The sequence below is a fragment of the Microbacterium terricola genome, assembly GCF_027943945.1.
Taxonomy (GTDB): Bacteria; Actinomycetota; Actinomycetes; order Actinomycetales; family Microbacteriaceae; genus Microbacterium; species Microbacterium terricola.
In genome coordinates this window covers 2270723-2292268 of sequence record NZ_AP027141.1, presented here as the reverse complement: position 1 = coordinate 2292268, position 21546 = coordinate 2270723, and the positions used below count along the sequence as shown (strand labels likewise).

21 protein-coding genes are annotated in these 21546 nt (G+C 73.3%); 10 read left to right on the top strand and 11 right to left on the bottom strand.

The features are described from left to right. Nucleotide 1 precedes the first annotated feature (1 nt). The 4 genes from Microterr_RS10830 to Microterr_RS10815 all read left to right on the top strand — a co-directional run bounded on the left by Microterr_RS10830 (nucleotide 2) and on the right by Microterr_RS10815 (nucleotide 5300). Nucleotides 2-1840: a DUF853 domain-containing protein gene (locus Microterr_RS10830; protein ID WP_263797925.1), complete on the top strand. Its 1839-nt coding sequence runs from the start codon at nucleotides 2-4 to the stop codon at nucleotides 1838-1840. A gap of 92 nt (nucleotides 1841-1932) precedes the next feature. Beyond that, nucleotides 1933-4356, top strand: a complete 2424-nt coding sequence (locus Microterr_RS10825; RefSeq protein WP_263797926.1) for an FdhF/YdeP family oxidoreductase — start codon at nucleotides 1933-1935, stop codon at nucleotides 4354-4356. 27 nt (nucleotides 4357-4383) lie between these two features. After that, a complete protein-coding gene (locus Microterr_RS10820; RefSeq protein ID WP_263797927.1) occupies nucleotides 4384-4875 on the top strand; it encodes a MogA/MoaB family molybdenum cofactor biosynthesis protein in 492 nt (163 codons plus the stop codon). Next, the gene (locus Microterr_RS10815; RefSeq protein ID WP_404810184.1) at nucleotides 4875-5300 is read left to right on the top strand and encodes a molybdenum cofactor biosynthesis protein MoaE; all 426 of its coding nucleotides are present in this window, start codon (nucleotides 4875-4877) and stop codon (nucleotides 5298-5300) included. The genes Microterr_RS10820 and Microterr_RS10815 overlap by 1 nt, the downstream gene beginning before the upstream one ends. Before the next feature lie 22 nt (nucleotides 5301-5322). On the opposite strand, the gene Microterr_RS10810 is transcribed toward Microterr_RS10815, so the two are convergent. From Microterr_RS10810 to Microterr_RS10785, 6 genes are read right to left on the bottom strand one after another with little or no spacing between them, the layout of a single operon-like run. Continuing rightward, a complete protein-coding gene (locus tag Microterr_RS10810; RefSeq protein WP_263797928.1) occupies nucleotides 5323-5556 on the bottom strand; it encodes a MoaD/ThiS family protein in 234 nt (77 codons plus the stop codon). After that, entirely contained in the window at nucleotides 5556-5825 is a 270-nt protein-coding gene (locus Microterr_RS10805; protein WP_263797930.1) for a DUF6457 domain-containing protein, read from the bottom strand. Before Microterr_RS10805 ends, Microterr_RS10810 begins: the two co-directional genes overlap by 1 nt. Continuing rightward, the gene (mobA, locus tag Microterr_RS10800) at nucleotides 5822-6511 is read right to left on the bottom strand and encodes a molybdenum cofactor guanylyltransferase (RefSeq protein ID WP_263797931.1); all 690 of its coding nucleotides are present in this window, start codon (nucleotides 6509-6511) and stop codon (nucleotides 5822-5824) included. Before mobA ends, Microterr_RS10805 begins: the two co-directional genes overlap by 4 nt. Further along, nucleotides 6508-6984 (bottom strand): cyclic pyranopterin monophosphate synthase MoaC, encoded by a 477-nt coding sequence (gene moaC, locus Microterr_RS10795; protein WP_263797932.1) that lies wholly within the window; start codon nucleotides 6982-6984, stop codon nucleotides 6508-6510. The genes mobA and moaC overlap by 4 nt, the downstream gene beginning before the upstream one ends. Further along, complete coding sequence (locus Microterr_RS10790; protein ID WP_263797933.1) at nucleotides 6981-8225, bottom strand: molybdopterin molybdotransferase MoeA; 1245 nt, start codon at nucleotides 8223-8225, stop codon at nucleotides 6981-6983. Before Microterr_RS10790 ends, moaC begins: the two co-directional genes overlap by 4 nt. Next, nucleotides 8222-9334, bottom strand: a complete 1113-nt coding sequence (locus Microterr_RS10785) for a ThiF family adenylyltransferase (RefSeq protein ID WP_263797935.1) — start codon at nucleotides 9332-9334, stop codon at nucleotides 8222-8224. Before Microterr_RS10785 ends, Microterr_RS10790 begins: the two co-directional genes overlap by 4 nt. Nucleotides 9335-9456: 122 nt before the next feature. Here Microterr_RS10785 and Microterr_RS10780 point away from each other — a divergent pair, with 122 nt between their 5' ends. The 6 genes from Microterr_RS10780 to Microterr_RS10755 are packed head-to-tail and all read left to right on the top strand — an operon-like array spanning nucleotide 9457 to nucleotide 14787. Next, nucleotides 9457-9849: a TOBE domain-containing protein gene (locus tag Microterr_RS10780; protein WP_263797936.1), complete on the top strand. Its 393-nt coding sequence runs from the start codon at nucleotides 9457-9459 to the stop codon at nucleotides 9847-9849. A gap of 1 nt (nucleotide 9850) precedes the next feature. Beyond that, entirely contained in the window at nucleotides 9851-10651 is an 801-nt protein-coding gene (modA, locus tag Microterr_RS10775) for a molybdate ABC transporter substrate-binding protein (protein WP_263797937.1), read from the top strand. Continuing rightward, the gene (locus Microterr_RS10770; protein ID WP_263797938.1) at nucleotides 10651-11469 is read left to right on the top strand and encodes an ABC transporter permease; all 819 of its coding nucleotides are present in this window, start codon (nucleotides 10651-10653) and stop codon (nucleotides 11467-11469) included. The genes modA and Microterr_RS10770 overlap by 1 nt, the downstream gene beginning before the upstream one ends. Continuing rightward, complete coding sequence (locus tag Microterr_RS10765) at nucleotides 11433-12608, top strand: sulfate/molybdate ABC transporter ATP-binding protein (RefSeq protein WP_263797939.1); 1176 nt, start codon at nucleotides 11433-11435, stop codon at nucleotides 12606-12608. The genes Microterr_RS10770 and Microterr_RS10765 overlap by 37 nt, the downstream gene beginning before the upstream one ends. Continuing rightward, nucleotides 12605-13216, top strand: coding sequence for a GNAT family N-acetyltransferase (locus Microterr_RS10760; RefSeq protein ID WP_263797940.1), 612 nt, complete (start codon nucleotides 12605-12607; stop codon nucleotides 13214-13216). Before Microterr_RS10765 ends, Microterr_RS10760 begins: the two co-directional genes overlap by 4 nt. A gap of 29 nt (nucleotides 13217-13245) precedes the next feature. Continuing rightward, entirely contained in the window at nucleotides 13246-14787 is a 1542-nt protein-coding gene (locus tag Microterr_RS10755; protein ID WP_263797941.1) for an SDR family oxidoreductase, read from the top strand. 26 nt (nucleotides 14788-14813) lie between these two features. Here Microterr_RS10755 and Microterr_RS10750 read toward each other — a convergent pair whose 3' ends face one another. The 5 genes from Microterr_RS10750 to Microterr_RS10730 all read right to left on the bottom strand — a co-directional run bounded on the left by Microterr_RS10750 (nucleotide 14814) and on the right by Microterr_RS10730 (nucleotide 21462). Beyond that, a complete protein-coding gene (locus Microterr_RS10750) occupies nucleotides 14814-15221 on the bottom strand; it encodes a helix-turn-helix domain-containing protein (RefSeq protein WP_263797942.1) in 408 nt (135 codons plus the stop codon). A gap of 213 nt (nucleotides 15222-15434) precedes the next feature. Beyond that, a complete protein-coding gene (gene cydC, locus Microterr_RS10745) occupies nucleotides 15435-17069 on the bottom strand; it encodes a thiol reductant ABC exporter subunit CydC (RefSeq protein ID WP_263798771.1) in 1635 nt (544 codons plus the stop codon). 80 nt (nucleotides 17070-17149) lie between these two features. Continuing rightward, entirely contained in the window at nucleotides 17150-18814 is a 1665-nt protein-coding gene (cydD, locus tag Microterr_RS10740; RefSeq protein ID WP_263798772.1) for a thiol reductant ABC exporter subunit CydD, read from the bottom strand. 158 nt (nucleotides 18815-18972) lie between these two features. Beyond that, nucleotides 18973-20004 carry a cytochrome d ubiquinol oxidase subunit II gene (cydB, locus tag Microterr_RS10735; RefSeq protein WP_263797943.1) on the bottom strand — a complete coding sequence of 344 codons (1032 nt, stop codon included), beginning with the start codon at nucleotides 20002-20004 and terminating at the stop codon, nucleotides 18973-18975. Between the two features lie 12 nt (nucleotides 20005-20016). After that, a complete protein-coding gene (locus Microterr_RS10730; RefSeq protein ID WP_263797945.1) occupies nucleotides 20017-21462 on the bottom strand; it encodes a cytochrome ubiquinol oxidase subunit I in 1446 nt (481 codons plus the stop codon). Nucleotides 21463-21546: the final 84 nt, after the last annotated feature.

Genomic DNA, 21546 nt, shown 5'->3' with positions numbered 1-21546 from the left:
CATGACCGCGTCAGACGCCGATGCCGCCGCTGAACTCGCCAGGCTGACGGCCGAGGCGGAGCTCGCCGAAGCCGAACTCAAGGCGGCGCGTGCCAGGGCCGCCCTCGCCCACGCGCAGGCAGCCGTCGGGCAGGCCGCATCCGCCCCGGCTGCCGGTTCGGAAGCAGCGCCCGCCCCGGCGCCGGCCGCCTCCGCTCCGCCTGCCGCCGCTCCGCCCACCTCCGCTCCGCCTGCCGCCGGCCCGCTCGATGCCGACGAGGTCGCCGCGATCGTGCGCGGCTACACGTTCGAGGCGCCGACCCTCGACCTCGGCGCGCTGGTGAACGGCGAGCCGGAGCCCGCCGCGCAGATCCGCATCCCGCTGGGCATGATGAACCGCCACGGCCTCGTCGCCGGCGCGACCGGCACCGGCAAGACCCGCACCCTGCAGGGCCTGGCCGAGCAGCTCGCCGCGAAGGGCGTCCCCGTGTTCGCCGCCGACATCAAGGGCGACCTGTCGGGCGTGGCCACCCCCGGCGAGCCGAGCGACAAGCTGCTGGCGCGCACCACCGCGATCGGACAGGACTGGCAGGCCGCAGCATCCGTCACGGAGTACTTCGCGCTCGGCGGCATCGGCACGGGCGTGCCGGTGCGCGCCACCGTCACCGGGTTCGGGCCGCTTCTGATGAGCAAGGTGCTCGGCCTGAACGAGACGCAGGAGTCGAGCCTCGGGCTCGTCTTCCACTACGCCGACGAGCACGGGCTCGCGCTCGTCGACCTGTCCGACCTGCGGGCGGTCCTCACCTACCTCACCGGCGACGGCAAGGCGGAGCTGAAGGAGCTGGGCGGGCTGTCCGCAGCCACCGCCGGAGTCATCCTGCGCGAGCTGATCACCTTCGCCGATGCCGGCGCGGACGTCTTCTTCGGCGAGCCCGAGTTCGACGTGCGCGAGTTCCTCCGCACCGCGCCGGACGGCCGCGGGATCATCTCGCTGCTCGAGGTGCCGGGCGTCGCCGACAAGCCGGCGCTGTTCTCCACGTTCCTGATGTACCTGCTCGCCGAGCTGTTCGAGGTGCTCCCGGAGGTCGGCGATCTCGACAAGCCGAAGCTGGTGTTCTTCTTCGACGAGGCCCACCTGCTGTTCCGGGACGCGTCGAAGGACTTCACTGCCGCGATCGTGCAGACGGTGCGTCTCATCCGGTCGAAGGGCGTCGGCGTCTTCTTCGTCACGCAGACGCCGAAGGACGTGCCGGGCGATGTGCTCGGCCAGCTGGGCTCGCGCATCCAGCACGCGCTGCGCGCCTTCACCCCCGACGACGCGAAGGCGCTGCGCGCCACGGTCGGCACGTATCCGAAGAGCGGGTACGACCTCGAACGCGTGCTCCAGGAGCTCGGCACCGGCGAGGCGATCGTCACGGTGATGAGCGAGAAGGGCGCGCCGACGCCGGTCGCCTGGACCCGGCTGCGGGCCCCGCAGGGGCTGATGAGCCCGACGCCGGAGCCGGCGATCGTCGCCGCCGTGAAGGCCTCGCCGCTGCTCGCGAAGTACGGCACCGCGATCGACCGGGAGTCGGCCCGCGAGATCCTCACGGCGAAGATGAACGCCGCCGACGAGGCCGCGGCCGCCGAGAAGGCGGAGTTGGAGCGGGCGAAGGCCGACGCCGCAGCCGAGAAGGAGAAGGCCGCGGCCGACCGGAAGGCGCAGCAGGAGTACGACCGGCTGCTGAAGAAGACCGCGGGCACGTCGCGCACCCGCCGCACGAGCCGGAAGTCGCCGATCGAAGAGGTGCTGAACTCCCGCACCACCCAGACGATCCTGAACGGCGTGATCCGCGGCATGTTCGGCACCGGCCGCCGGTGAGCCATGCCACGGGCGGGCGGATGCTGTCGCCGCACGCATAGCTGAACGCCGCCGGTCGCCGGTGGCGACCGCATCCGCCCTACGATCGGTCCATGGCGTCGAAGGCACCGAAGCGCGACATCGACGAGAGCGCGCTGCGCGTCACCCGGCCGAAGAAGGTCGCGGTGGGGGTGCCGGCCGTGCTGCACGCGCTGCAGATCTCGCAGCAGCAGATGGGTGTCGCGCGGAGCGTGCAGACGCTGATACGGGTCAACCAGAAGGACGGCTTCGACTGCCCTGGATGCGCATGGCCCGAGGAGAACAAGCGCCACGCCGCCGAGTTCTGCGAGAACGGCGCGAAGGCGGTCGCCGAGGAGGCGACCCTCCGCCAGGTCGGCCCCGACTTCTTCGCGCGCCACTCGGTCGAGGAGCTCGCCGGCCACGACGACTGGTGGCTGGGGCAGCAGGGGCGGCTGACGCATCCGATGATCCTGGACGAGGGCGCGACGCACTACCGGCCGATCGCGTGGGACGACGCGCTCGACGTCGTCGCGGAGGCGCTGCGCGACCTCGACCACCCCGACGAGTCGACCTTCTACACCTCCGGCCGCACCTCGAACGAGGCGGCGTTCCTGTACCAGCTGCTCGTGCGTGGCATCGGCACGAACAACCTGCCCGACTGCTCGAACATGTGCCACGAGTCGAGCGGATCGGCGCTGACCGAGACGATCGGCATCGGCAAGGGCACCGTGTCGATCGAGGACATCCACACGGCCGAGCTGCTGATCGTCGCCGGCCAGAACCCCGGCACGAATCATCCGCGGATGCTGTCGGCCCTCGAGAAGGCGAAGGAGAACGGCGCGAAGATCATCGCCGTCAACCCGCTGCCGGAGGCGGGGCTGATGCGGTTCGAGAATCCGCAGACCCCCAAGGGCGTGATGCTCGGCGGTCAGAAGCTCGCCGACGAGTTCGTGCAGATCCGCCTCGGCGGCGACCAGGCGCTGTTCCAGGCGATCGGCAAGCACCTGCTCGAGGCCTCTGCGGACGGGGAGTCGGCCGACCCGATCGACCACGAGTTCATCGCCGCGCACACCACCGGCTTCGAGGAGTATGCCCGGGAGCTCGCCGCCGTGCCCTGGCGCGATCTCGTCGAGGCGACCGGCGTGCCGGAGAGCGCGCTGCGCCGCGTGGCCGAGATGGTGCGGGCCTCGCGGGCGACGATCGTCTGCTGGGCGATGGGGCTGACCCAGCACAAGCACTCGGTGCCCATGCTGCGCGACGTCGTCAACGTCCTGCTGCTGCAGGGCAACATCGGCAAGCCGGGTGCGGGGGTGTGCCCCGTGCGCGGGCACTCGAACGTGCAGGGCGATCGCACGGTCGGCATCTACGAGAAGCCGTCCGAGGCGTTCCTGGCCGCGCTCGACCGCGAGTTCGGCTTCACCGCGCCCCGCGCGCACGGGTACGACGTCGTCGAGGCGATCCGGGCCATGCGCGACGGCAGGACCCGGGTGTTCATGGCCATGGGCGGCAACTTCGTCAGCGCCACCCCCGACACCCGCGTCACCGAGGCCGCGGTGCGCTCGGTCGATCTCACGGTGCAGGTCTCCACGAAGCTGAACCGCTCGCACACCGTCACGGGGCGCCGCGCCATCATCCTGCCGGCACTCGGCCGCACCGACCGCGACCGCCGGGGCGGCCGGGAGCAGCGGGTGTCCGTCGAGGACTCCATGGGCGCGGTGCACTCGTCGCGCGGCCGCCTGGCCCCGCCGTCGGACGACCTGCTCAGCGAGGTCGCGATCGTCGCACGCCTGTGCGCGCGGGTGTTCGGCGGGGGTGTCGCGGGTGCGGGCGTCGAGGGTGCGGCCGGCGTTCGTGAGGAGGATCGGCGAACGGAGGAGGATGCGGCGGCGAAAACTCCTCGATTCGCCGAAAGTCCTCGCGAAGGGGGCCGTCCACGGGCGGACTGGGCGGCGCTCGAGGGCGACTACGCGCTCATCCGCGCGCACATCGCCGCGGTGATCCCCGGGTTCGACGACTACGAGCAGCGCATCGACAAGGGCAGGACCTTCTTCCTGCCGAACGGCCCGCGCGACACCCGCAGCTTCGCCACGAGCGACGGGCTCGCGCATTTCACCGCGAATCCGCTGGAGTACCCGCGCATCCCGCGCGGGCGCGTGCTGCTGCAGACGCTCCGCTCCCACGATCAGTACAACACCACGATCTACGGCAAGGACGACCGCTACCGCGGCATCCACGGCGGGCGACGGGTCGTGCTGGTCCACGCGCGCGACATCTCCGACGCCGGCTTCGCCGAGGGGGATGTCGTCGACCTGGTGTCGGAGTGGACAGCGCGGGACGGCCACGTCGAGGAGCGACGCGCGGAGGCGTTCCGGCTGGTGGCGTACCAGACCCCGCGCGGCAACGCGGCGGCGTACTACCCGGAGACGAACGTGCTGGTGCCCCTGGACTCCGTCGCCGACGTCTCGGGGACGCCGACCTCGAAGTCCGTCGTGGTCCGGTTCGAGCGGCGCGGCTGAGCCCCCACGCGAAAGTAGGCTGAGGCCATGACCCGCGCCGCCGTCATCACGGTCTCCGATCGCTCCGCCGCAGGGCAGCGCGAGGACGCCGGCGGACCGATCGCCGTCGCCGCACTGCAGGCCGCCGGATTCTCCTGCGACACGGCGACCGTCGTGCCCGATGGCGCGGACAGCGTCGAGGCCGCCCTGCGCGCGGCGCTCGCCGCCGGTGCGCGGCTGATCGTCACGACCGGAGGCACCGGCGTCGGGCCCAGGGACCGCACGCCCGAGGGCACCGCGCGCGTGCTCACCCGAGACCTTCCAGGCATCGCGGACGAGCTCCGCCGCCTGGGAGCGGCCGAGAAGCCGGCCGGGATGCTGTCGCGCGGACTGTCCGGCGTGGTCGACGTCGATGAGGGCAGGGGCGGGGCCCTCGTGGTCAACCTGCCCGGGTCACCCGCGGCGGTCATCTCCGGCATCCCTGTGGTGCTGTCCGTCGCGCGCCACGTCATCGACCAGCTCGGTGGAGGCGACCACTGATGGGCGTCGTGCTCGCCGAGATCAGCGAGGAGCCGCTCGACCTCGACGCCCACCTGCGCGCCGTCGACGATGCGGCGATGGGCGCGGAGACCACGTTCGTCGGCCGGGTGCGCGATCATGATCCGGATGCGGCGACCGCCGTGGTCGCCCTCGAGTACTCCGCGCACCCCGACGCGGCTCGCGTGCTGCGCGAGGTCGCGGAGCGCGCCCTCGGCGACACCGCCGCGCTCGTCGCCGTCTCGCACCGGATCGGCCGGCTCGCGGTGGGCGACGCCGCCGTGGTGATCGCGGTGGCGTCGTCGCACCGCGCGGAGGCGTTCGAGGTGTGCCGCGCGCTCATCGAGGCGATCAAGGTCGAGCTGCCGGTGTGGAAGCGGCAGGTCGAGGCGGACGGCACGACGGCCTGGAAGGGCCTCGGCGGCTAGCGGCTCCGCGCCGTCAGCCCGGTCACCCGCCCGCGAACGGCGGGAGCACGTCGACGAGCGTGTCCGCGGTCAGCGGCGCATCGTCGTCGACGCGTGCGCCGGCCACGAGCACCGCGCAGCGGGGCAGGATGCCGCCGAGCGCCGGGTACTCGGCGGTGACCGCGGCGCGCAGGTCTCCGAGGGTCGCCTCGGTGCGGCGCTCGCTGTCGCGTCCGGTCGCCTCCTGTGCCGCGGCGAAGTACCGCACGTGCGCCATCACGCCTGCCAGCCGTCGGCCAGCTCGGTGACGGCGGCCACGGCCGCGCGCACCTGCTCGGGGGTGCCGCCCGCACGCCCGGCGACGAGGCCGGCCACGAACGCGCTGAACGGGGCGGCGGGGCGGGCGACGCCGTTCGCCACGTCGCGCGCCAGATCGAGCACGAGGGCGATCGGCACGTCTTCGGGGGCGAGGTCGAAGCGGTCGCGGAGCGCCTGCGCCCACGCATCCAGAGCCTCGGGCGGAAGGGTGCGGGACGGCTCGCTCATCGCTGCTCCTCGGACGACGCCGCGGCCGCGCCGCGGGCTCGGTTCAGATCCTCCCACGTGTCGACATCCTGGGCGGCTCCGCGCTCATCGCGGACGACCGCGATCGCCAGGTCGTCGAGAAGCGTGCGCACCGGCGCGTCCCGCCCGCCGTCGGGGAGAGCGGATGCTGACCGCCACAGCGCATCGGTGCGGTACATGCCGGTGAGCCACTGCGGGCGGCCGGAGGCGTCCGCGAAGCAGATCCCCTCGGTGTCGGAGGGCAGGAGCATGCTGTCGTCACGCAGCTGCCGGACGGCGAGGTCCACGCGGGGGAGGTCGCATGCGAGGACGAAGGTCCACAGCGGGAGGGCGACGTCGGTCGCTGCCGCATCCCCGCGCGCCGGCGGCGACTGCCCGGCCGGGCTCCTCCAGTGCCGGAGCGCGGCGACGATCGCCGCCGCCGGGCCGCTGAACGGCGGGTGCTCACGGACCCACTCGACGGCGGCGCCGCCGGAATCGAACGAGGCGGGCTCCTCGCCGACGATCGTGAGGGGCTGCGCGCCGGCGAGTGAGACCGCGTCGATCGCCCGGTGGAGCATCGAGCGTCCGGCGATGTCGAGGAAGGGCTTGGGGGCGCCTCCCATCCGGGTGGCGCGGCCACCGGCGAGCAGGACGGCGCCGTAGCGCGAGGGGTTGGCGGCGGTCACGACTCGTCTGGGCGCGTCCAGTCGCCGCTCTTCCCGCCGGACTTCGAGACGATCCGCACGTTCTCGATGGCCGTGGCCTTGTCGAGCCCCTTCACCATGTCGACGATGGCGAGGGCGGCGACGGAGACCGCGGTGAGCGCCTCCATCTCCACGCCCGTGCGATCAGCCGTGCGAACGGTGGCCTCGATCCATACGCCCGCGTCCTCGATGCGCAGGTCGACGGTCGCGCCGTGCACGCCGATCACGTGGGCGAGGGGAAGCAGCTCGGGAGTGCGCTTGGCTGCCTGGATCCCCGAGATGCGGGCCACGGCGAGCACATCGCCCTTGGGCACCGATCCGTCGCGGAGCGCGGCGACGACGTCGGGGGCGCAGCGGACGAATCCGCGCGCGGTGGCGGCGCGCACCGTCGGCTGCTTGTCGGTGACGTCGACCATGCGGGCGTGCCCGTCCGCATCGAGATGGGTGAAGCTCATGACATCAGCATGACATCGACCAGATCGCCGACCGCGACCGCCTCGACCTCTGCGGCGATGACCGCCCACGCCTCGGCGCGGGCGAGGCCGCCGGCCAGGTGCGAGCCGGACCCGCCGGCCGTCGCGGGCGCCACGGTCCACCGCGCCGGGTCCGTGCGGTCGATGACCGCGGGGAGATACTGGCGGCGTCCGGGCGGGGTACGCCATGTTGCTCCGGCGGGCAGGCGCAGCACCGCCCGGTGCAGGTCGGCCCTGCCCTGCATCGCGAGCAGAGCAGGGCGCACGAACACCTCGAACGAGACGGCCGCGCTGACCGGGTTGCCCGGGAGCCCGAAGAGCAGCACCCCGCCCGGCGTCGCTCCGAAGCCCTGCGGCTTGCCCGGCTGCATGGCCACCGTGGTGAACTCCATGGTGGCGGCGAGGCTGTTCTTCACGACCTCGTACGCACCGGCGCTCACACCACCCGAGAGCACCACCGCATCGACCGGATCCGCACCGGTCGTGAGCTCGTCGAGCAGCGCGGTGAGCCCGGTGCCCTCGTCGTCGACCGTCGCCTGACGGGTCACGACGGCGCCCGCGGCGAGGGCGAGCCCGGCGAGCAGCTCGCTGTTGGACTCCGGGATCTGCCCGTGCACGAGCGGAGTGCCCGGGGGCACGAGCTCCGAGCCGGTGGAGACGACGGCCACGCGCGGCGCACGCGCCACCGTCACCATCGCGACACCGGCCGCCGCGGCCGCCGACAGCTGCAGGGGGCCGAGCAGAACACCCGCCGGCAGCAGCTCGTCGCCGACGACGACGTCATCGCCCTGGCGTCGGATGTGGGCGCCGCGCTGCCGCGGCGCCCGCACGACCTCGATGACGCCGAGCGAATCGGCGAGCCCCGCCGCCGTGTCCTCGAACGGCACGATCGCGTCGGCCGCCGTCGGCACGGGCGAGCCGGTCATGATGCGGGCGGCCTCACCGGCCGCGAGCGGCGGATCGAGCGGCGTGCCCGCGGGCAGATCGGCGACGACCGTGAGGCGGGTGGACGCGTCCGCGGACGCGGCGGCGACGTCGTCGTACCGGACCGCGAAGCCGTCCATCGCCGAGTTGTCGAAGACGGGGATGTCCACGGCAGCCCGCACCGGCGCACGGAGGGTCCGTCCGCGGGCCTCGTGCAGGGGCACCTCGTCGACCGCCACGGGCGTCACCCGCGCGAGCACGACCGCGAGCTGCTCCTCGACGGAGCGCAGCGGGCTCACGCCCGCACTCCGTCGGCGCTCCACGCATCCATGCCGCCGGCGAGGACGGATGCGTCGATGCCGACGTCGTGCAGTGCCCGGGCCGCGCGCGCGGCGCGTACGCCCACCTGGCACACGATCACGAGGGGACCGTCCGCGGTGAGGGGGCTCAGCGCGCGCGGGTCGGCCAGGAGGTCGGCGAGCGGCACATGCCGCGATCCCGGGATCACCCCGCCGGCGACCTCATGGGCCTCGCGGACGTCGACGAGCACCGCGTCGTCGGTCAGCGCACCGGGCGTCACTTCGGGGATGCGGGGGGCCGCAGCATCCGTGGCGGCGATCTCGAGCGGCGCCCCCGTCGTCGCCGCCGCGCGCAGCGGCACCTCGCTCTGGCGGGCGCGCAGGGCGTCGATGAGCAGGACGCGACCGAGGAGCGGCTCGCCGATGCCGGCGATGAGCTTGACCGCCTCGGTGGCCATGAGGGCGCCGACCTGCAGGCAGAGGGCGCCGAGCACTCCGACGGCGGCGCACGAGGGCGGCTCGCCGACGGTCGCGGGCGGGTACAGGTCGGACAGCACGACGGGATCGACCCCGGCGGGCGGCGCCGACCAGAACACGGTGAGCTGCGCGCCGAACTCCTGCACCGTGCCCCAGACCAGGGGGACGCGGAGCCGCTCGCACGCGGCGGCGACGGCAGCGCGGGTGGCGAACGAGTCGCTGCCGTCGAGGACGATGTCGGCGCCGGCAAGGAGGTCGACGGCATTGGCGCCGTCGAGGCGCTCCGCGATGGGGAGAACTGTGGTCTCGGGGGCGAGGTCCGCCGCGACCCGGACGGCGCTGTCGACCTTGCGCGCGCCGACGTCCTCGTGTCGATGCATGACCTGACGCTGCAGGTTGGTGATCTCGACCGTGTCGTCGTCGATGACGGTGAGGGTGCCGACACCGGCGGCAGCGAGCGCGAGCACGGCGGGCGAGCCGAGGCCACCGGCGCCCACGATCGCGACATGCGCGGCGCGCAGTCGGCGCTGGCCGACCTCGCCGAGGCCCGCCAGGGAACGGTGCCGGGCCGTGCGCGTGGCCTCGGTCGCCGAGAGCGCGGGCACCGGCTCGACGAGCGGCGGGAAAGACATGGCACCAGCGTAGGTGCGGCCTCGGGACCGGGGCGTTCCGATTACCTTGCGCGCAATGCGGCGACGCAGATGCGGAGGAATGGCAGTGAAAACCCCGCAATCGCGGTGCTAGTTTCGAAGTCATGCCCAGCTACCGCATCTCGGAGGCCGCCCGGCTGCTCGGCGTCTCCGACGACACCGTCCGGCGGTGGGTCGACCAGGGCGCCCTGCCCGTCATCGACTCGGCCCCTGTGCAGATCCCTGGCGAGGCCCTGGCGGCGCGCGCCGTGGAACTGGCCAGCGCGCCGCCCGTCCCGGGGGACGTGCTCTCCAGCGCACGCAACCGGTTCGTGGGCATCGTCACGCGCCTCCAGGTGGACGGCGTGATGGCGCAGGTCGACCTGCAGGCGGGGCCGCACCGCGTCGTCTCGCTGATGTCGGCCGAGGCGGTGCGCGAGCTCGCCCTCGAGGTGGGGTCGCTCGCCGTCGCCGTCGTGAAGGCCACGACCGTCATCATCGAGACGCCGAAGGACTGACGTGCGCACCACCCGCATCGTCGTCGCCGCGGTGGCAGCCGCATCCCTGCTCCTCACCGGCTGCGCCACCGGCGCGGCCGGCACCGACGGAACCAGCCCCGCCGCCGAGCCGTCGGCGTCCGCCGACGTGTCCGGGGACCTCACCGTCTACGCCGCAGCGAGCCTGAAGGCCGCGTTCGACGAGATCTCGTCGCGATTCGAGCAGGAGAACCCGGAGGTCGATATCCTGCCCATCGTGTACGACGGCTCGAGCACGTTGGCGACCCAGATCATCGAGGGCGCTCCCGTCGACGTGTTCGCCTCCGCGGACGAGGCCAACCTGACCAAGGTCGTCGATGCGGGACTCGCCGGATCCGGACAGCTGTTCGCCACGAACACGCTGGTGGTCGCCACCCCTGCCGGCAACCCCGCCGAGGTGCAGGAGCTCGCCGATCTGGCCGACCCGGCGGTGAGCGTCGTGCTGTGCGCGGAGGAGGTCCCGTGCGGGGCAGCCTCCGCCGCCCTCCTCGCCCAGGCGGACGTCGACGTGACGCCGGTCAGCCGCGAGCAGAACGTGACCGCGGTCCTGACCAAGATCGCGGCCGACGAAGCCGACGCGGGCCTGGTGTACGTCACCGACGTGCGCGGGCGTGACGACGTGTTCTCGTTCGCGCCGGAGGGGGCGGACCAGGTGGTCAACCGGTACCCGATCGCCTCGCTCACCGCGGCACCGAATCCCGCCGCCGCCGCCGCGTTCACCGCGTTCGTCGTCGGCGCCGAGGGGCAGGAGATCCTCGCGGACTTCGGGTTCGGCGCACCCTGATGCGGGCGAGAGCAGCGCAAGGGTTCGTGCCGCAGATCCTGCTGCTGCCCGCGCTGCTCGCCCTCGCCCTGCTGGTGCTGCCCCTCGCGGCGCTGGTCGGCCGGGTCGACTGGTCGACCCTGTGGAGCGACATCACCTCGCCGGAGGCCCTCGCAGCGCTCTGGCTCTCGCTCGGCACCGCCGCAGTCGCGACCCTCCTGTGCGTCCTGCTCGGCGTCCCGCTCGCCCTGGTGATCGCGCGCGCGGCGCCGGGACCGGCCGCGCTGCTGCGCGCCGTGGTCACCGTGCCCCTCGTGCTCCCGCCGATGGTCGGCGGCGTGGCCCTGCTGTTCCTGCTCGGGCGCAACGGCTGGCTCGGCGCCCTGCTGGAGCCTGCGGGCATCCGCATCCCGTTCACCACCACGGCCGTGGTGCTGGCGCAGATCTTCGTGGCCCTGCCGTTCCTGGTGCTCGCCCTCGAGGGCGCGCTGCGCACGACCGGCGTCGGCTTCGAGCAGGCTGCGGCGGCGCTCGGCGCCGGACGATGGACCACGCTCGTGCGCGTGACGCTGCCGCTCGCGACCCCGGGGCTGGTCGCCGGCGTGGTGCTCTGCTTCGCCCGGGCGATCGGCGAGTTCGGCGCGACCGCCCTGTTCGCCGGGAACGCCCCCGGCACCACCCAGACGATGCCGCTCGCCATCTACAGCGCGTTCAACGGGGCAGGTGTGTCCCAGGGCACGGCGGTGGCGCTCGCCCTGCTGCTCCTGGTCACCGCAGTCGCCGTGCTGGTGCTGGTGCGCGCGTGGCGTCCGACCGCCGCGGTGGGGGCGACCCGGTGAGCGCCGCGGTCGACGCGCACGTCGTCGTCACCCGGCGCGACGGGTTCGCGCTCGACGTGACGCTCACGGCCGCTCCGGGCGAGATCGTCGCGGTGATGGGCCCGAGCGGGGCGGGCAAGTCGACGCTCCTCTCCGCGATCGCCGGCCTCACGCGCATCGATCGAGGGCGCATCGCGATCGACGGGGTCGAGGTGGCCACCCGCCGCCGCCACGTGACGCCGTCGCGGCGCGGTGTGGTGCTGCTCGGCCAGGACCCGCGGCTGTTCCCGCACATGACCGCCCGCGAGAACGTCGCCTTCGGTCCTCGGGCCGCGGGGACGGCCGCTGCCGCCGCGCGCACGGAGGCCGACGAGTGGCTCTGGCACGTGGGTCTGGACGGACGCGGCCACCTCCGGCCCGCGCAGCTGTCCGGAGGGCAGCAGCAGCGCGTCGCGCTCGCGCGGGCGCTCGCCGCCCGCCCGCGGCTCGTGCTCCTGGATGAGCCGCTCACCTCGCTCGACCCGGAGACGGCGGGCGACATCCGCACGCTCCTGCACCATCAGCTCGCCGCTGCGCACACCACCGCGCTCGTCGTCACCCACGACGCGGTCGACGCCGTCGCGCTGGCGAGCCGGCTCCTCGTCCTCGAGAACGGCGCGATCACCCAGGAAGGGGCGGTGCGCGATGTGCTGGCCGCTCCCGCCACGCGCTTCGTCGCCGTGGCCGCCGGAGTGAACCGGGTCGTCGGGACGGCGCAGGGCGGCACCTGGCGGGGCGGGTCCGCGCCGGAGGTGGTGCTCGCCGCCCGCGCGGCGGCCCGCGTCGCCGACGGCGAAGCGCTCACCGTACTGATCCGCCCGGGCGCCATCGGCCTCGAGCGCCCGCCCGAGCTGTCCTGGACGGGCGCGCTCCGGCTCGCCCGCGCGGAGGAGGTCACGCCCAACGCCTGGCTGGCGCGCGTCGTCCGGCTCGAGCAGACGCCCGCCGGCGTGCGGGTGCACACCGCCGAGCCGGCCGTCGCGGTCGACCTGCCCACGGAGCGGGCCGCCGATCTGCGCCTGGCCCCCGGCGACCCGGTGCGGCTGACCGTGCGGCCGTCGGACGTGCGCCTCGTCGCGGCATCCGCCCCGGTGCGCGCGCGTCCTAGAATCGCCGGATGAGCAGCATCCGCCCCTTCCGTCGCGGTGACGAGCCCGCCCTCGCCGAGATCTGCCTGCGGACAGCGGATGCGGGTGCGGACGCGACAGGGGTCCTCGCCGATGACGATCTCTGGGCGGAGATCTTCGTGCTGCCGTACGTCGCGCGCCACCCGGAGTGGGCGTGGGTCGTCGAGGGCGATGACGGCAGGCTGGTCGGCTACCTCGTCGGCGCCCCGGACACCGACGCGTTCGAGGAGTGGTTCGCCGGCGAGTGGTGGCCGCAGTTCGCCGACCGGTGGCCCGCCCCGCAGGCGGAGCGCTCACGTCAGGACGGCATCCTCATCTACGCGTACGGGCGCAGACCGGGGGCAGAGCCGTTCTCGGCCGAGTACCCGGCCCATCTGCACATCGACCTGCTTCCGGAGGCGCAGGGCCAGGGGCTCGGGCGACGGCTCATCGACACCTACGCCGCTGCCCTGAGCGCGGCGGGGGTGCGCGGTCTGCATCTGGTCGCCGATGCGGCCAATGCGGGCGCGGGGGCCTTCTACGAGCGGATCGGATTCGACGAGATCCCCGCCCACGACGGGGTGCGGGCATTCGCGATGCGGCTGGAGTCAACCCCCTCCTGAGCCGGCGCGGTCGGACGTAGCGTTGCCGGATGAGTCCAGACCCCGACCTGACGTCCCCGACCGGCCGCGAACCCGCCCTGCGGGCGCGTCCTCGTGCGGACGGATCGGCACCCCGCGCGCTGGTGCTCGGCGCGACCGGCTACATCGGAGGGCGGCTCGTGCCGCGGCTCCTCGCCGCCGGCTACCGTGTGCGCGTGCTGGCCCGGGACGCGGAGCGGGTGCGCCGGTTCGCCTGGGGGGCCGACGTCGAGGTCGTCGAGGGTGACGCCTCGGACGTCGCGGCCGTCGCGGAGGCCACCGCTGATGTCGACGTGGTGTACCACCTCATCCACTCGATGGCGGCGGGCCGCGGATTCGAAGACCTCGACCGCGAGGTCGCACGGACGGTCGCCGATGCGGCGGCCGCAGCATCCGTCCGCCGCATCGTGTATCTCGGCGGTCTGCACCCGGACGGCGTCGAGCTGTCCCCGCACCTGCGCTCGCGGGTCGAGGTCGGGCGGATCCTGCTCGACGCGCCCGTCCCCGCGCTGGTCCTGCAGGCCGGTGTCGTGATCGGATCGGGCTCCGCGTCGTTCGAGATGGTCCGTCACCTGACCGACGTGCTGCCGTACATGCCGGCGCCGCGGTGGGTGCGCAACCGCATCCAGCCCATCGCGGTGCGCGATGTGCTGCACTACCTGCTCGGTGCGGCGCGGGTCGATGACGACGTGAACACCGCCGTCGACATCGGCGGCCCCGATGTGCTGCGGTACGGGCAGATGATGAACGGCTACGCCGTCGTCGCAGGGCTGCGGCAGCGGGCGATCGCCGCGCTGCCCGTGCTGACGCCGCGGCTCGCCTCGCACTGGGTGAACCTGGTGACCCCGATCCCTCGCGCGATCGCCCGGCCGCTCGTCGAGTCGCTGCAGCACGAGTGCGTGGTCAAGGATCGCGCCGTCGACGCGCTCATCCCACGTCCGGAGGAGGGGCTCACGCCCTACCGGCGCGCGGTCGAGCTCGCCCTCGGGCGCGAGAAGGAGGACGCGATCGAGACCAGCTGGCGCGACGCGGAGATGACCGGCCTGCCCAGCGACCCCCTGCCGAGCGACCCGGACTGGGCGGGGCAGACCGTCTTCACCGACGCGCGCTCTGCGGAGACGAGCGCCTCACCCGAGGCGCTCTGGCGCGTGGTCGAGGGCATCGGCGGCGCGAACGGCTGGTACTCGTCGCCGGTGCTGTGGGCTGTGCGGGGATGGGCGGACCGGCTCGTGGGCGGCGTGGGGCTCGCGCGGGGCCGGCGCAGCCGCGCGCGGCTCAGCCAGGGCGACGCGCTCGACTTCTGGCGGGTCGAGGCGATCGAGCCCGGCGCGCTGCTGCGGCTGCGCGCCGAGATGAGGGTGCCGGGTTCCGCGTGGCTCGAGATGAGGGTCGAGGGCGCTGCGGCCGGCTCCCGCTACCGCCAGCGCGCGGTGTTCTTCCCGCGTGGCCTGAGCGGCCGGCTGTACTGGCTGGCGGTGCTGCCGTTCCACGGGCTCATCTTCAGCGGCATGGCGTCGCGCATCACCGCCGCTGCGGAGGCCGACACCGCCTGACCCGGCTCGCGGCGGGACTCACCGTGTCAGAGTGGGATCGCCACCAGCAGCGTCGCCGCGACGCCGGCCAGGACGCCGATCGCGAAGGTCCCCACAGCCAGCCGGACGGCCGTGCTGCGCGGCATCGAGGGCGCGGCGATCGGAGTGGGGGGCGTCGGCGCCGCCTCGGCGCGGCGGCGGGGGAGAGCATCCCGGCGGTCGAGCCAGGGCGCAGCATCCTGTCCGCAGGCCCGCACGATCCCGTCGACGGTGCGGGCTGACGGCACCTGCTTGCCGGAGAAGGCGTCCGAGAGGACCGTGCGCGAGATGCCCGTCTCGCTCTGCAGCCGTGCGAGCGTCGGGTTGCCGCCGTCGAGTCGGAGCCTGCGCAGATCCGCCGCGAACTGCGCGACGGAGTCCGTCGTGGTGGCCGTGGTCGTGTCGGTCGCCGACATCGCCCTCCCTCGGAACGCTGCGGTCGGCACATGTCCCCAGTCCATGTGTCCACCTCAGATATAGCACCGCGCCGTCGGATGGCTCGGCGCAACGCCCGCCCGGGGTGTCGCGAGATAAGGAGATGTGGTCGCGGGAGGACCATTCGCCCCGGAACGATCCTCGGGCCGCGTCATCGCCTTGTCTCGCGACAGGGGGGCAGGGGGAGGCCCGGCTCACGCCACGACGCGACCGGCCTCCAGGCGGACCACGCGATCGATCAGCCTCGGTGGGACCGCGACGTGCGAGATGAGGACGACGGCCTGGTCGTCGCCGACAGCGCCGAGCAGATCGGTCAGCAGCGTCTCCGACGCATCCGGGTCGACGCCGGCGGTCGGCTCGTCGAGCACGAGCACCGGGAACCCGCGCAGCAGCGCCCGCGCCAGCGCGATGCGCTGCGCCTGGCCGCCCGACACGAGCGCGCCGCGCTCGCCGACGCGGGCGTCGAGACCTCCCCGCTCGCGCAGCCACTCGCCGAGCCCCACGCGGGCGAGGGCGGCCTCGAGCTCCGCGTCGGTGGCGGTGTCCTGGGCGAACAGGAGGTTCTGGCGGATGTCCTCGTCGAAGAGCATCGGATGCTGCTCGCACAGCCCGACGGTCGCGCGCACGTCATCGGGGTGCAGGGCGGACGTCGGGACTCCGCCGACGGTGTACGTCCCGGAGACCTCGAGGAAGCGGACGAGCACGTGCGCCAGCGTGGTCTTCCCCGCCCCGCTCGACCCGACCACGAGCAGACGCTCGCCGGGCCGAACGGCGAGGTCGAGGTCGTGGAGGGCGGGTCGCGCCGTTCCCGGCCACCGTGCGCTCACCCCGGAGAGGCGCAGGCCGTCGCCGAGTGCCGGCGGCAGGCCGGTCGCCGTCGCGGCGCCTTCGTCGACGAGGCCGTCGGGCAGCGTCGCGGGCAGCGCGTCGGCGATGCGTGCGGCCGAGGCATGCACCTGCCGCCACGCGGACGCGGCGAGCGGCACCGATGCGAACACCTCGAACACGGCCATCGGCACGAGCACCACGACGGCGAGGCCCGGCCCGGTCAGCGAGCCGGCCGCGAGCTGAGGCGCACTGACCAGCACCGCGGCGATCGAGGCGACCCCGGCCAGGAGCGAGACGAGGGCGGCCGTGCCGGCCTGGGCGCCCGCGCGCCGCACGGTCGCTGCGCGCAGCTCGGCGTCGACGGCGCGGATACGGGCGCGGCTCTGCTCCTCCGCGCCATACGCGAGCAGCACGTCGAGACTGCCGAGGTGGTCGACGAGGGCGCCGGCGAGCCGTCCGCGCAGCGGCGCCACGTCGCGCTCGGCGCGGGCGCCCGAGGCCCATCCCCACAGCGTCGCGACGGCGGCCGCCGCGATGAGGCAGCAGAGGAGCGTGAGCGCGGCCTGCCACGCCACGCAGGCCACCAGCACGACGGCGCCGAGCGCGACGGCCGCGGACGCGACGAGCGGCTGCACCACCCGCAGCGGCAGGTTCTGCAGGTCGTCGACGTCGTCGACGAGGGCGGCGAGGACCGACCCGCGGCCGCTGCGGCCGAGCCCGTCGGGCGCGAGCGGCACGAGACGGCGGACCATGTCGGTGCGGGTGGTGGCGAGCTGGCGGAGGGCCGCATCGTGGCCGGCCAGGCGCTCGAGGTAGCGGAACGCGGCGCGAGTCAGCGCGAACAGGCGCACCCCGACGACCGCGGCGGACAGGTACAGCACCGGCGGCTGCTCGCTCGCGCGAACGATCAGCCAGGCGCTCACGGCGAGCAGGGCGACGGCGGACGCCTCGGACAGGAATCCGGATGCGGCGCCCGGCCAGAATCGGCGCAGCGGCGGCATCGCGTCGGCGAGGACCCCACGAGCGGTGACCGGTGCCGCGGGGGCGGCCCCGGTGCGCGGGACGGTCGCGACCGGCCGGCTCACGCGTGCACCTCGCGGGCGGCGAGCGGGACGACGCGATCGGCGATCGACCGCGCGGTGGTGCGGTGGGAGATGAGCAGCACTGCGGCGCCGTCGTCCGCCAGGACCCGCAGCGAGCCCCACAGGCGCGCCTCGGTGTCGGCATCGAGCGCGGAGCTCGGCTCGTCGAGGGCGATCACCGGCGCGCGGCCGCGCAGGTGCCGGTGGATCGCGCGCGCGACGGCGACCCGCTGGGCCTGCCCGCCGGAGAGCCCCGCCCCCTGGACCCCGAGCACCATGCCCGCGTCGAGATCGCCCGCACACGCGAGCTCCAGCGAGCGCACGACCAGGTCGCCGTCCGGGGTCCCGCCGTCGACGCCATCGCCCAGTGCCACGTTCTCGGCGATCGTGCCGGCGATGAGCCCCGGCTGCTGACCGGCCCAGGCCAGCCAGGCCGACGGCGGGGTCCCGCGCAGGTCGCGGCCGTCCCAGTGCGCGGTCCCCTCGAAGCGGGCGGCTCCGCGCAGGGCCGCGAACAGGCTCGACTTGCCGGCGCCGCTCGGCCCTTCGATGAGGGTCACCGTGCCCGGCGCGGCCACGAGCGACACCGGGGGCAGCGCCCGGTCACCGCGGTGCACGCGCACGCCGTCGAGCCGCAGCATCCCGTCCTCCGTGCCGGTCGTTCCTGCAGGTACCGCGTCGCCGGCCGGAGCCGGGTCTGCGGCCCGCGCGGCATCGAGCACCGCGAACACGTCGTCGGTGGCGGCGACGCCCTCCGCGGCCGCGTGGAACTGCACGCCCACCTGCCGCAGCGGCAGGTACGCCTCGGGTGCGAGGAGCAGCACGAACAGCCCGACGGCGAGGATCAGCGAGCCGTCGATGAGCCGGAATCCGATCGACACCGCGACGATGGCCACCGAGATCGACGCGAGGAACTCCAGGGCGAACCCGGACAGGAACGAGACCCTGAGCACCCGCATGGTCTCGGCGCGGTAGGTGTCGGTGACCCGCTCGATCGAGTCGGCGGCGCGGTGCTGCCGTCCGAAGACCTTGAGCGTCGCGAGCCCCTGCACGGTGTCGGCGAAGCGGGCGGCGAGCCGCTGCAGGCTGCGCCACTGCCGGTGCTGGACGGTGCGGGTGGCCAGGCCGATCAGCACCATGAACAGCGGGATCAGCGGCAGCGTGAGCAGCACGGTGAGTCCCGAGATCCAGTCCTGCCACCACATCACCGCGAGGATGACCGGCGTCGCGACGACCGTCTGCACCAGCTGCGGAAGGTACCGGCCGAAGTACGCGTCGAGCGCGTCGAGCCCGCGTCCTGCGGTGACCGCGATCTTGGCGGAGTTCTGGGTCGCGAGCCACTCCGGTCCGAGCTGGTCGATCGCCTCGACCAGCCCCGCGCGCAGCTGCAGCTCGACGCGGGCGGCGGCGCGGGCGGCGACCTCCTCGCGCGCCCACAGCAGGGTCGCGCGCACGGCCACGGCCAGCGCGAGCCAGCCGAGGGTCGCGGTCAGCTCGGGCACCGGCATCCCGTCGATCGCGCCGGTGATCGCGCGGGTGAGGAGCCACGCGAAGGCCACCACCGTCGCCGTCTGCGCGACCGCGATCGCCCCGATCGCGAGGAAGAACCAGCGGGATGCGGCGGCGTACCGCACCAGGCGGGGGTCGACCGGTCTGCCGCTCATGCGCGGGGGAGCGGCCGCATCGGCGGTGGGCGACGCCGCGGTCGTCTCGCTCGTCGCCATTCGTCGATCCTTCCATGCCTCCGTTTACGGACGCGACGCGCCGTGTACGCGCTGGCCGAGGCGGCGTGTCCCGTCCGTAAACGGATCGGCGGTCAGGGTCAGTGGACGGCGGCGGCGGCCTTCTCGATGCGCGTCCGCGTGACCCGCTTGCGGAACACCCAGTACGTCCACGCCTGGTACAGCAGCACGAGCGGGAGGAAGATCACCGCGGCCCACGTCATGATCGTGAGCGTGTAGTCGGTGCTCGACGCGTTCTCGATCGTCAGACTGAACGCCGGGTCGGTGGACGAGGGCATCACGTACGGGAAGAGCGCGGTCCACAGGGTCAGCACCGCGAACACGATCGTCCCGGCACCCGCGGCGAACGCCCGGCCGTCTCGGCCCCGCCAGTTGGCGGCGACCGAGATCAGCAGCGACACCGCCGCGACCACGCCGCACGTGACCGACAGCCAGAACAGCGGCGCGTCGCGGCCGGCGGCGATCGCGAGCGTCCAGAGCACGCAGCCCGCCGCGAAGATCACCGTCGGGATCGCCAGGCGCTTGGCGAGTGTCTGCGCGTCGCGCTGCACCTGCCCGTCCGTCTTCAGCCCGATGAAGTACACGCCGTGCACGAAGAAGAGCAGCAGCGTCGTCACACCCACCCACAGCCCGTACGGGTTGAGCAGCGTGAGGAGCGACCCGGTGAACTCGTGATCGGCATCGAGCGGCACGCCCTGCACGATGTTGCCCACGGCGACGCCCCAGAGCAGTGCGGGCACGAACGACCCGATGACGATCATCGTGTCGAAGCCCTTCTTCCACTTCAGCGAATCCCGCTGGTGGCGGTACTCGAAGGAGACGCCACGCGCGATCAGGGCGAGCAGGATCAGCAGCAGGGCGAGGTAGAAGCCGCTGAACAGCGTCGCGTACCACTCCGGGAACGCGGCGAACAGGCAGGCGCCGGCGACGATGACCCAGGTCTCGTTGAGATCCCAGACGGGACCGATCGTGTTGATGATCTGCCGGCGCGAGATGTCGTCCTTGCCGAGGAACGGCAGCGACATGCCCGCCCCGAAGTCGAAGCCGTCGAGGACGAAGTAGCCGACGAAGAGGACGCCGACGATGAAGAACCAGACGTATGCGAGATCCATGGTGCCGCCTCCTCAGTAGACCGTCGTCGGGGTGTCTTCGACCGACATCTGGGACGGATGCGGTGCGTCGGGATCCGGCAGGGGCTCAGGGCCGGTCTTCGCCGTCTTGACGATCAGCCCGACCTCGACGACCGCGAGGGCGGCGTAGATGGCGGTGAACGCGACGAGCGAGATCAGCACCGTCCAGCCGGGCACCGACGGGGAGACGCCGTCCTGGGTGAGCATGAGGCCGAACACGATCCAGGGCTGGCGGCCCATCTCGGTGAAGATCCAGCCCACGAGGATCGCGCCGAGCGAGGCCGGCCATGCCCAGATCGCGAGCTTCCACGCCCACTGCGGCACCTCGCGCTTCGCGTTCTTGCGGGTCAGCCACAACCCCACCACGGCGGTCAGGGCCGCCACCGCGCCGAGGCCGATCATCCACCGGAACGACCAGTACGTGACCCAGAGGACCGGGGCGAAGTTGCCGTCGACCTGATCGGCGAACTGCGGGAACATCGTGGTCGTGTACTCGAGGTTCAGATCGTTGATGCCCTCGACGCAGCCGTCCAGGCTGTGCGTCGACAGCAGCGCGAGCAGGTAGGGGACGCGCAGCGACCAGATCTCGCCCGTGCCGTCCGGGGTGCCGATCGAGAACAGCGAGAACGACGCATCCGCTCCGCACGCGGAGTCGAACATCGCCTCCGCGGCGGCCATCTTCATCGGCTGCGTCTGCACCATCACGAGGCCGAGCTGGTCGCCGGAGAGGCCGACGCACGCGAACGAGACGAGCATGCCCCACAGGCCGTACTTCAGCGCGGGGCGCATCATCTCCTGGTTCTGTCCCCGGGCGAGGTGCCAGGCGGCGACGGAGATGACGACGCCCGCCGTCATCATGAAGGCCGCCGACAGGGTGTGCGGCAGGGCGGCGAGGGCGACCGGGTTGGTCAGGACGGCGCCGAAGTCGGCCATCTCGGCCCGGCCGCCGTCCTGGGCCATCTGGTAGCCGACCGGATTCTGCATGAACGCGTTGGCCGCAAGGATGAAGTACGCCGAGAACCAGGCGCCGATCGTCGCGATCCAGATGCTGGCCAGGTGCAGGCCTCGTGGCAGCTTGTCCCAGCCGAAGATCCACAGGCCGATGAAGGTCGCCTCGAAGAAGAAGGCCATCAGGCCCTCGAAGGCGAGGGGGGCGCCGAACACGTCGCCCACGAAGCGTGAGTACGACGACCAGTTCATGCCGAACTGGAACTCCTGGACGATTCCGGTGACCACGCCCATGGCGAAGTTGATCAGGAAGATCTTGCCGAAGAACCGCGTCAGGTGCAGCCACTTCACGTTGCCCGTGCGGAACCAGGTGGTCTGGAAGATCGCCACGGTGAGAGCCATGCCGAGCGTGAGCGGCACGAACAGGAAGTGGTACAGCGTCGTCAGGCCGAACTGCCAGCGTGCCAGCAGGAGCGGGTCGAGAAGATCCATTGCGAAACCCTTCCACCTATCTGAAGGTCACGGTACACAGCGCGCTCCCAGGGTGGCTAGATGGGTGGGCCGTGCAAAATAATC

Coding starts and splice junctions, on each gene's coding strand:
- cydB (WP_263797943.1), bottom strand. CDS start 20,004: ATGGATCTCGCATACGTCTGGTTCTTCATCGTCGGCGTCCTCTTCGTC.
- Microterr_RS10815 (WP_404810184.1), top strand. CDS start 4,875: ATGGGCGTCGTGCTCGCCGAGATCAGCGAGGAGCCGCTCGACCTCGAC.
- Microterr_RS10760 (WP_263797940.1), top strand. CDS start 12,605: ATGAGCAGCATCCGCCCCTTCCGTCGCGGTGACGAGCCCGCCCTCGCC.
- Microterr_RS10730 (WP_263797945.1), bottom strand. CDS start 21,462: ATGGATCTTCTCGACCCGCTCCTGCTGGCACGCTGGCAGTTCGGCCTG.
- Microterr_RS10805 (WP_263797930.1), bottom strand. CDS start 5,825: ATGAGCGAGCCGTCCCGCACCCTTCCGCCCGAGGCTCTGGATGCGTGG.
- cydD (WP_263798772.1), bottom strand. CDS start 18,814: ATGAGCGGCAGACCGGTCGACCCCCGCCTGGTGCGGTACGCCGCCGCA.
- Microterr_RS10755 (WP_263797941.1), top strand. CDS start 13,246: ATGAGTCCAGACCCCGACCTGACGTCCCCGACCGGCCGCGAACCCGCC.
- cydC (WP_263798771.1), bottom strand. CDS start 17,069: ATGCCGCCGCTGCGCCGATTCTGGCCGGGCGCCGCATCCGGATTCCTG.
- Microterr_RS10820 (WP_263797927.1), top strand. CDS start 4,384: ATGACCCGCGCCGCCGTCATCACGGTCTCCGATCGCTCCGCCGCAGGG.
- moaC (WP_263797932.1), bottom strand. CDS start 6,984: ATGAGCTTCACCCATCTCGATGCGGACGGGCACGCCCGCATGGTCGAC.
- Microterr_RS10810 (WP_263797928.1), bottom strand. CDS start 5,556: ATGGCGCACGTGCGGTACTTCGCCGCGGCACAGGAGGCGACCGGACGC.
- Microterr_RS10780 (WP_263797936.1), top strand. CDS start 9,457: ATGCCCAGCTACCGCATCTCGGAGGCCGCCCGGCTGCTCGGCGTCTCC.
- Microterr_RS10785 (WP_263797935.1), bottom strand. CDS start 9,334: ATGTCTTTCCCGCCGCTCGTCGAGCCGGTGCCCGCGCTCTCGGCGACC.
- Microterr_RS10830 (WP_263797925.1), top strand. CDS start 2: ATGACCGCGTCAGACGCCGATGCCGCCGCTGAACTCGCCAGGCTGACG.
- Microterr_RS10825 (WP_263797926.1), top strand. CDS start 1,933: ATGGCGTCGAAGGCACCGAAGCGCGACATCGACGAGAGCGCGCTGCGC.
- Microterr_RS10770 (WP_263797938.1), top strand. CDS start 10,651: ATGCGGGCGAGAGCAGCGCAAGGGTTCGTGCCGCAGATCCTGCTGCTG.
- Microterr_RS10750 (WP_263797942.1), bottom strand. CDS start 15,221: ATGTCGGCGACCGACACGACCACGGCCACCACGACGGACTCCGTCGCG.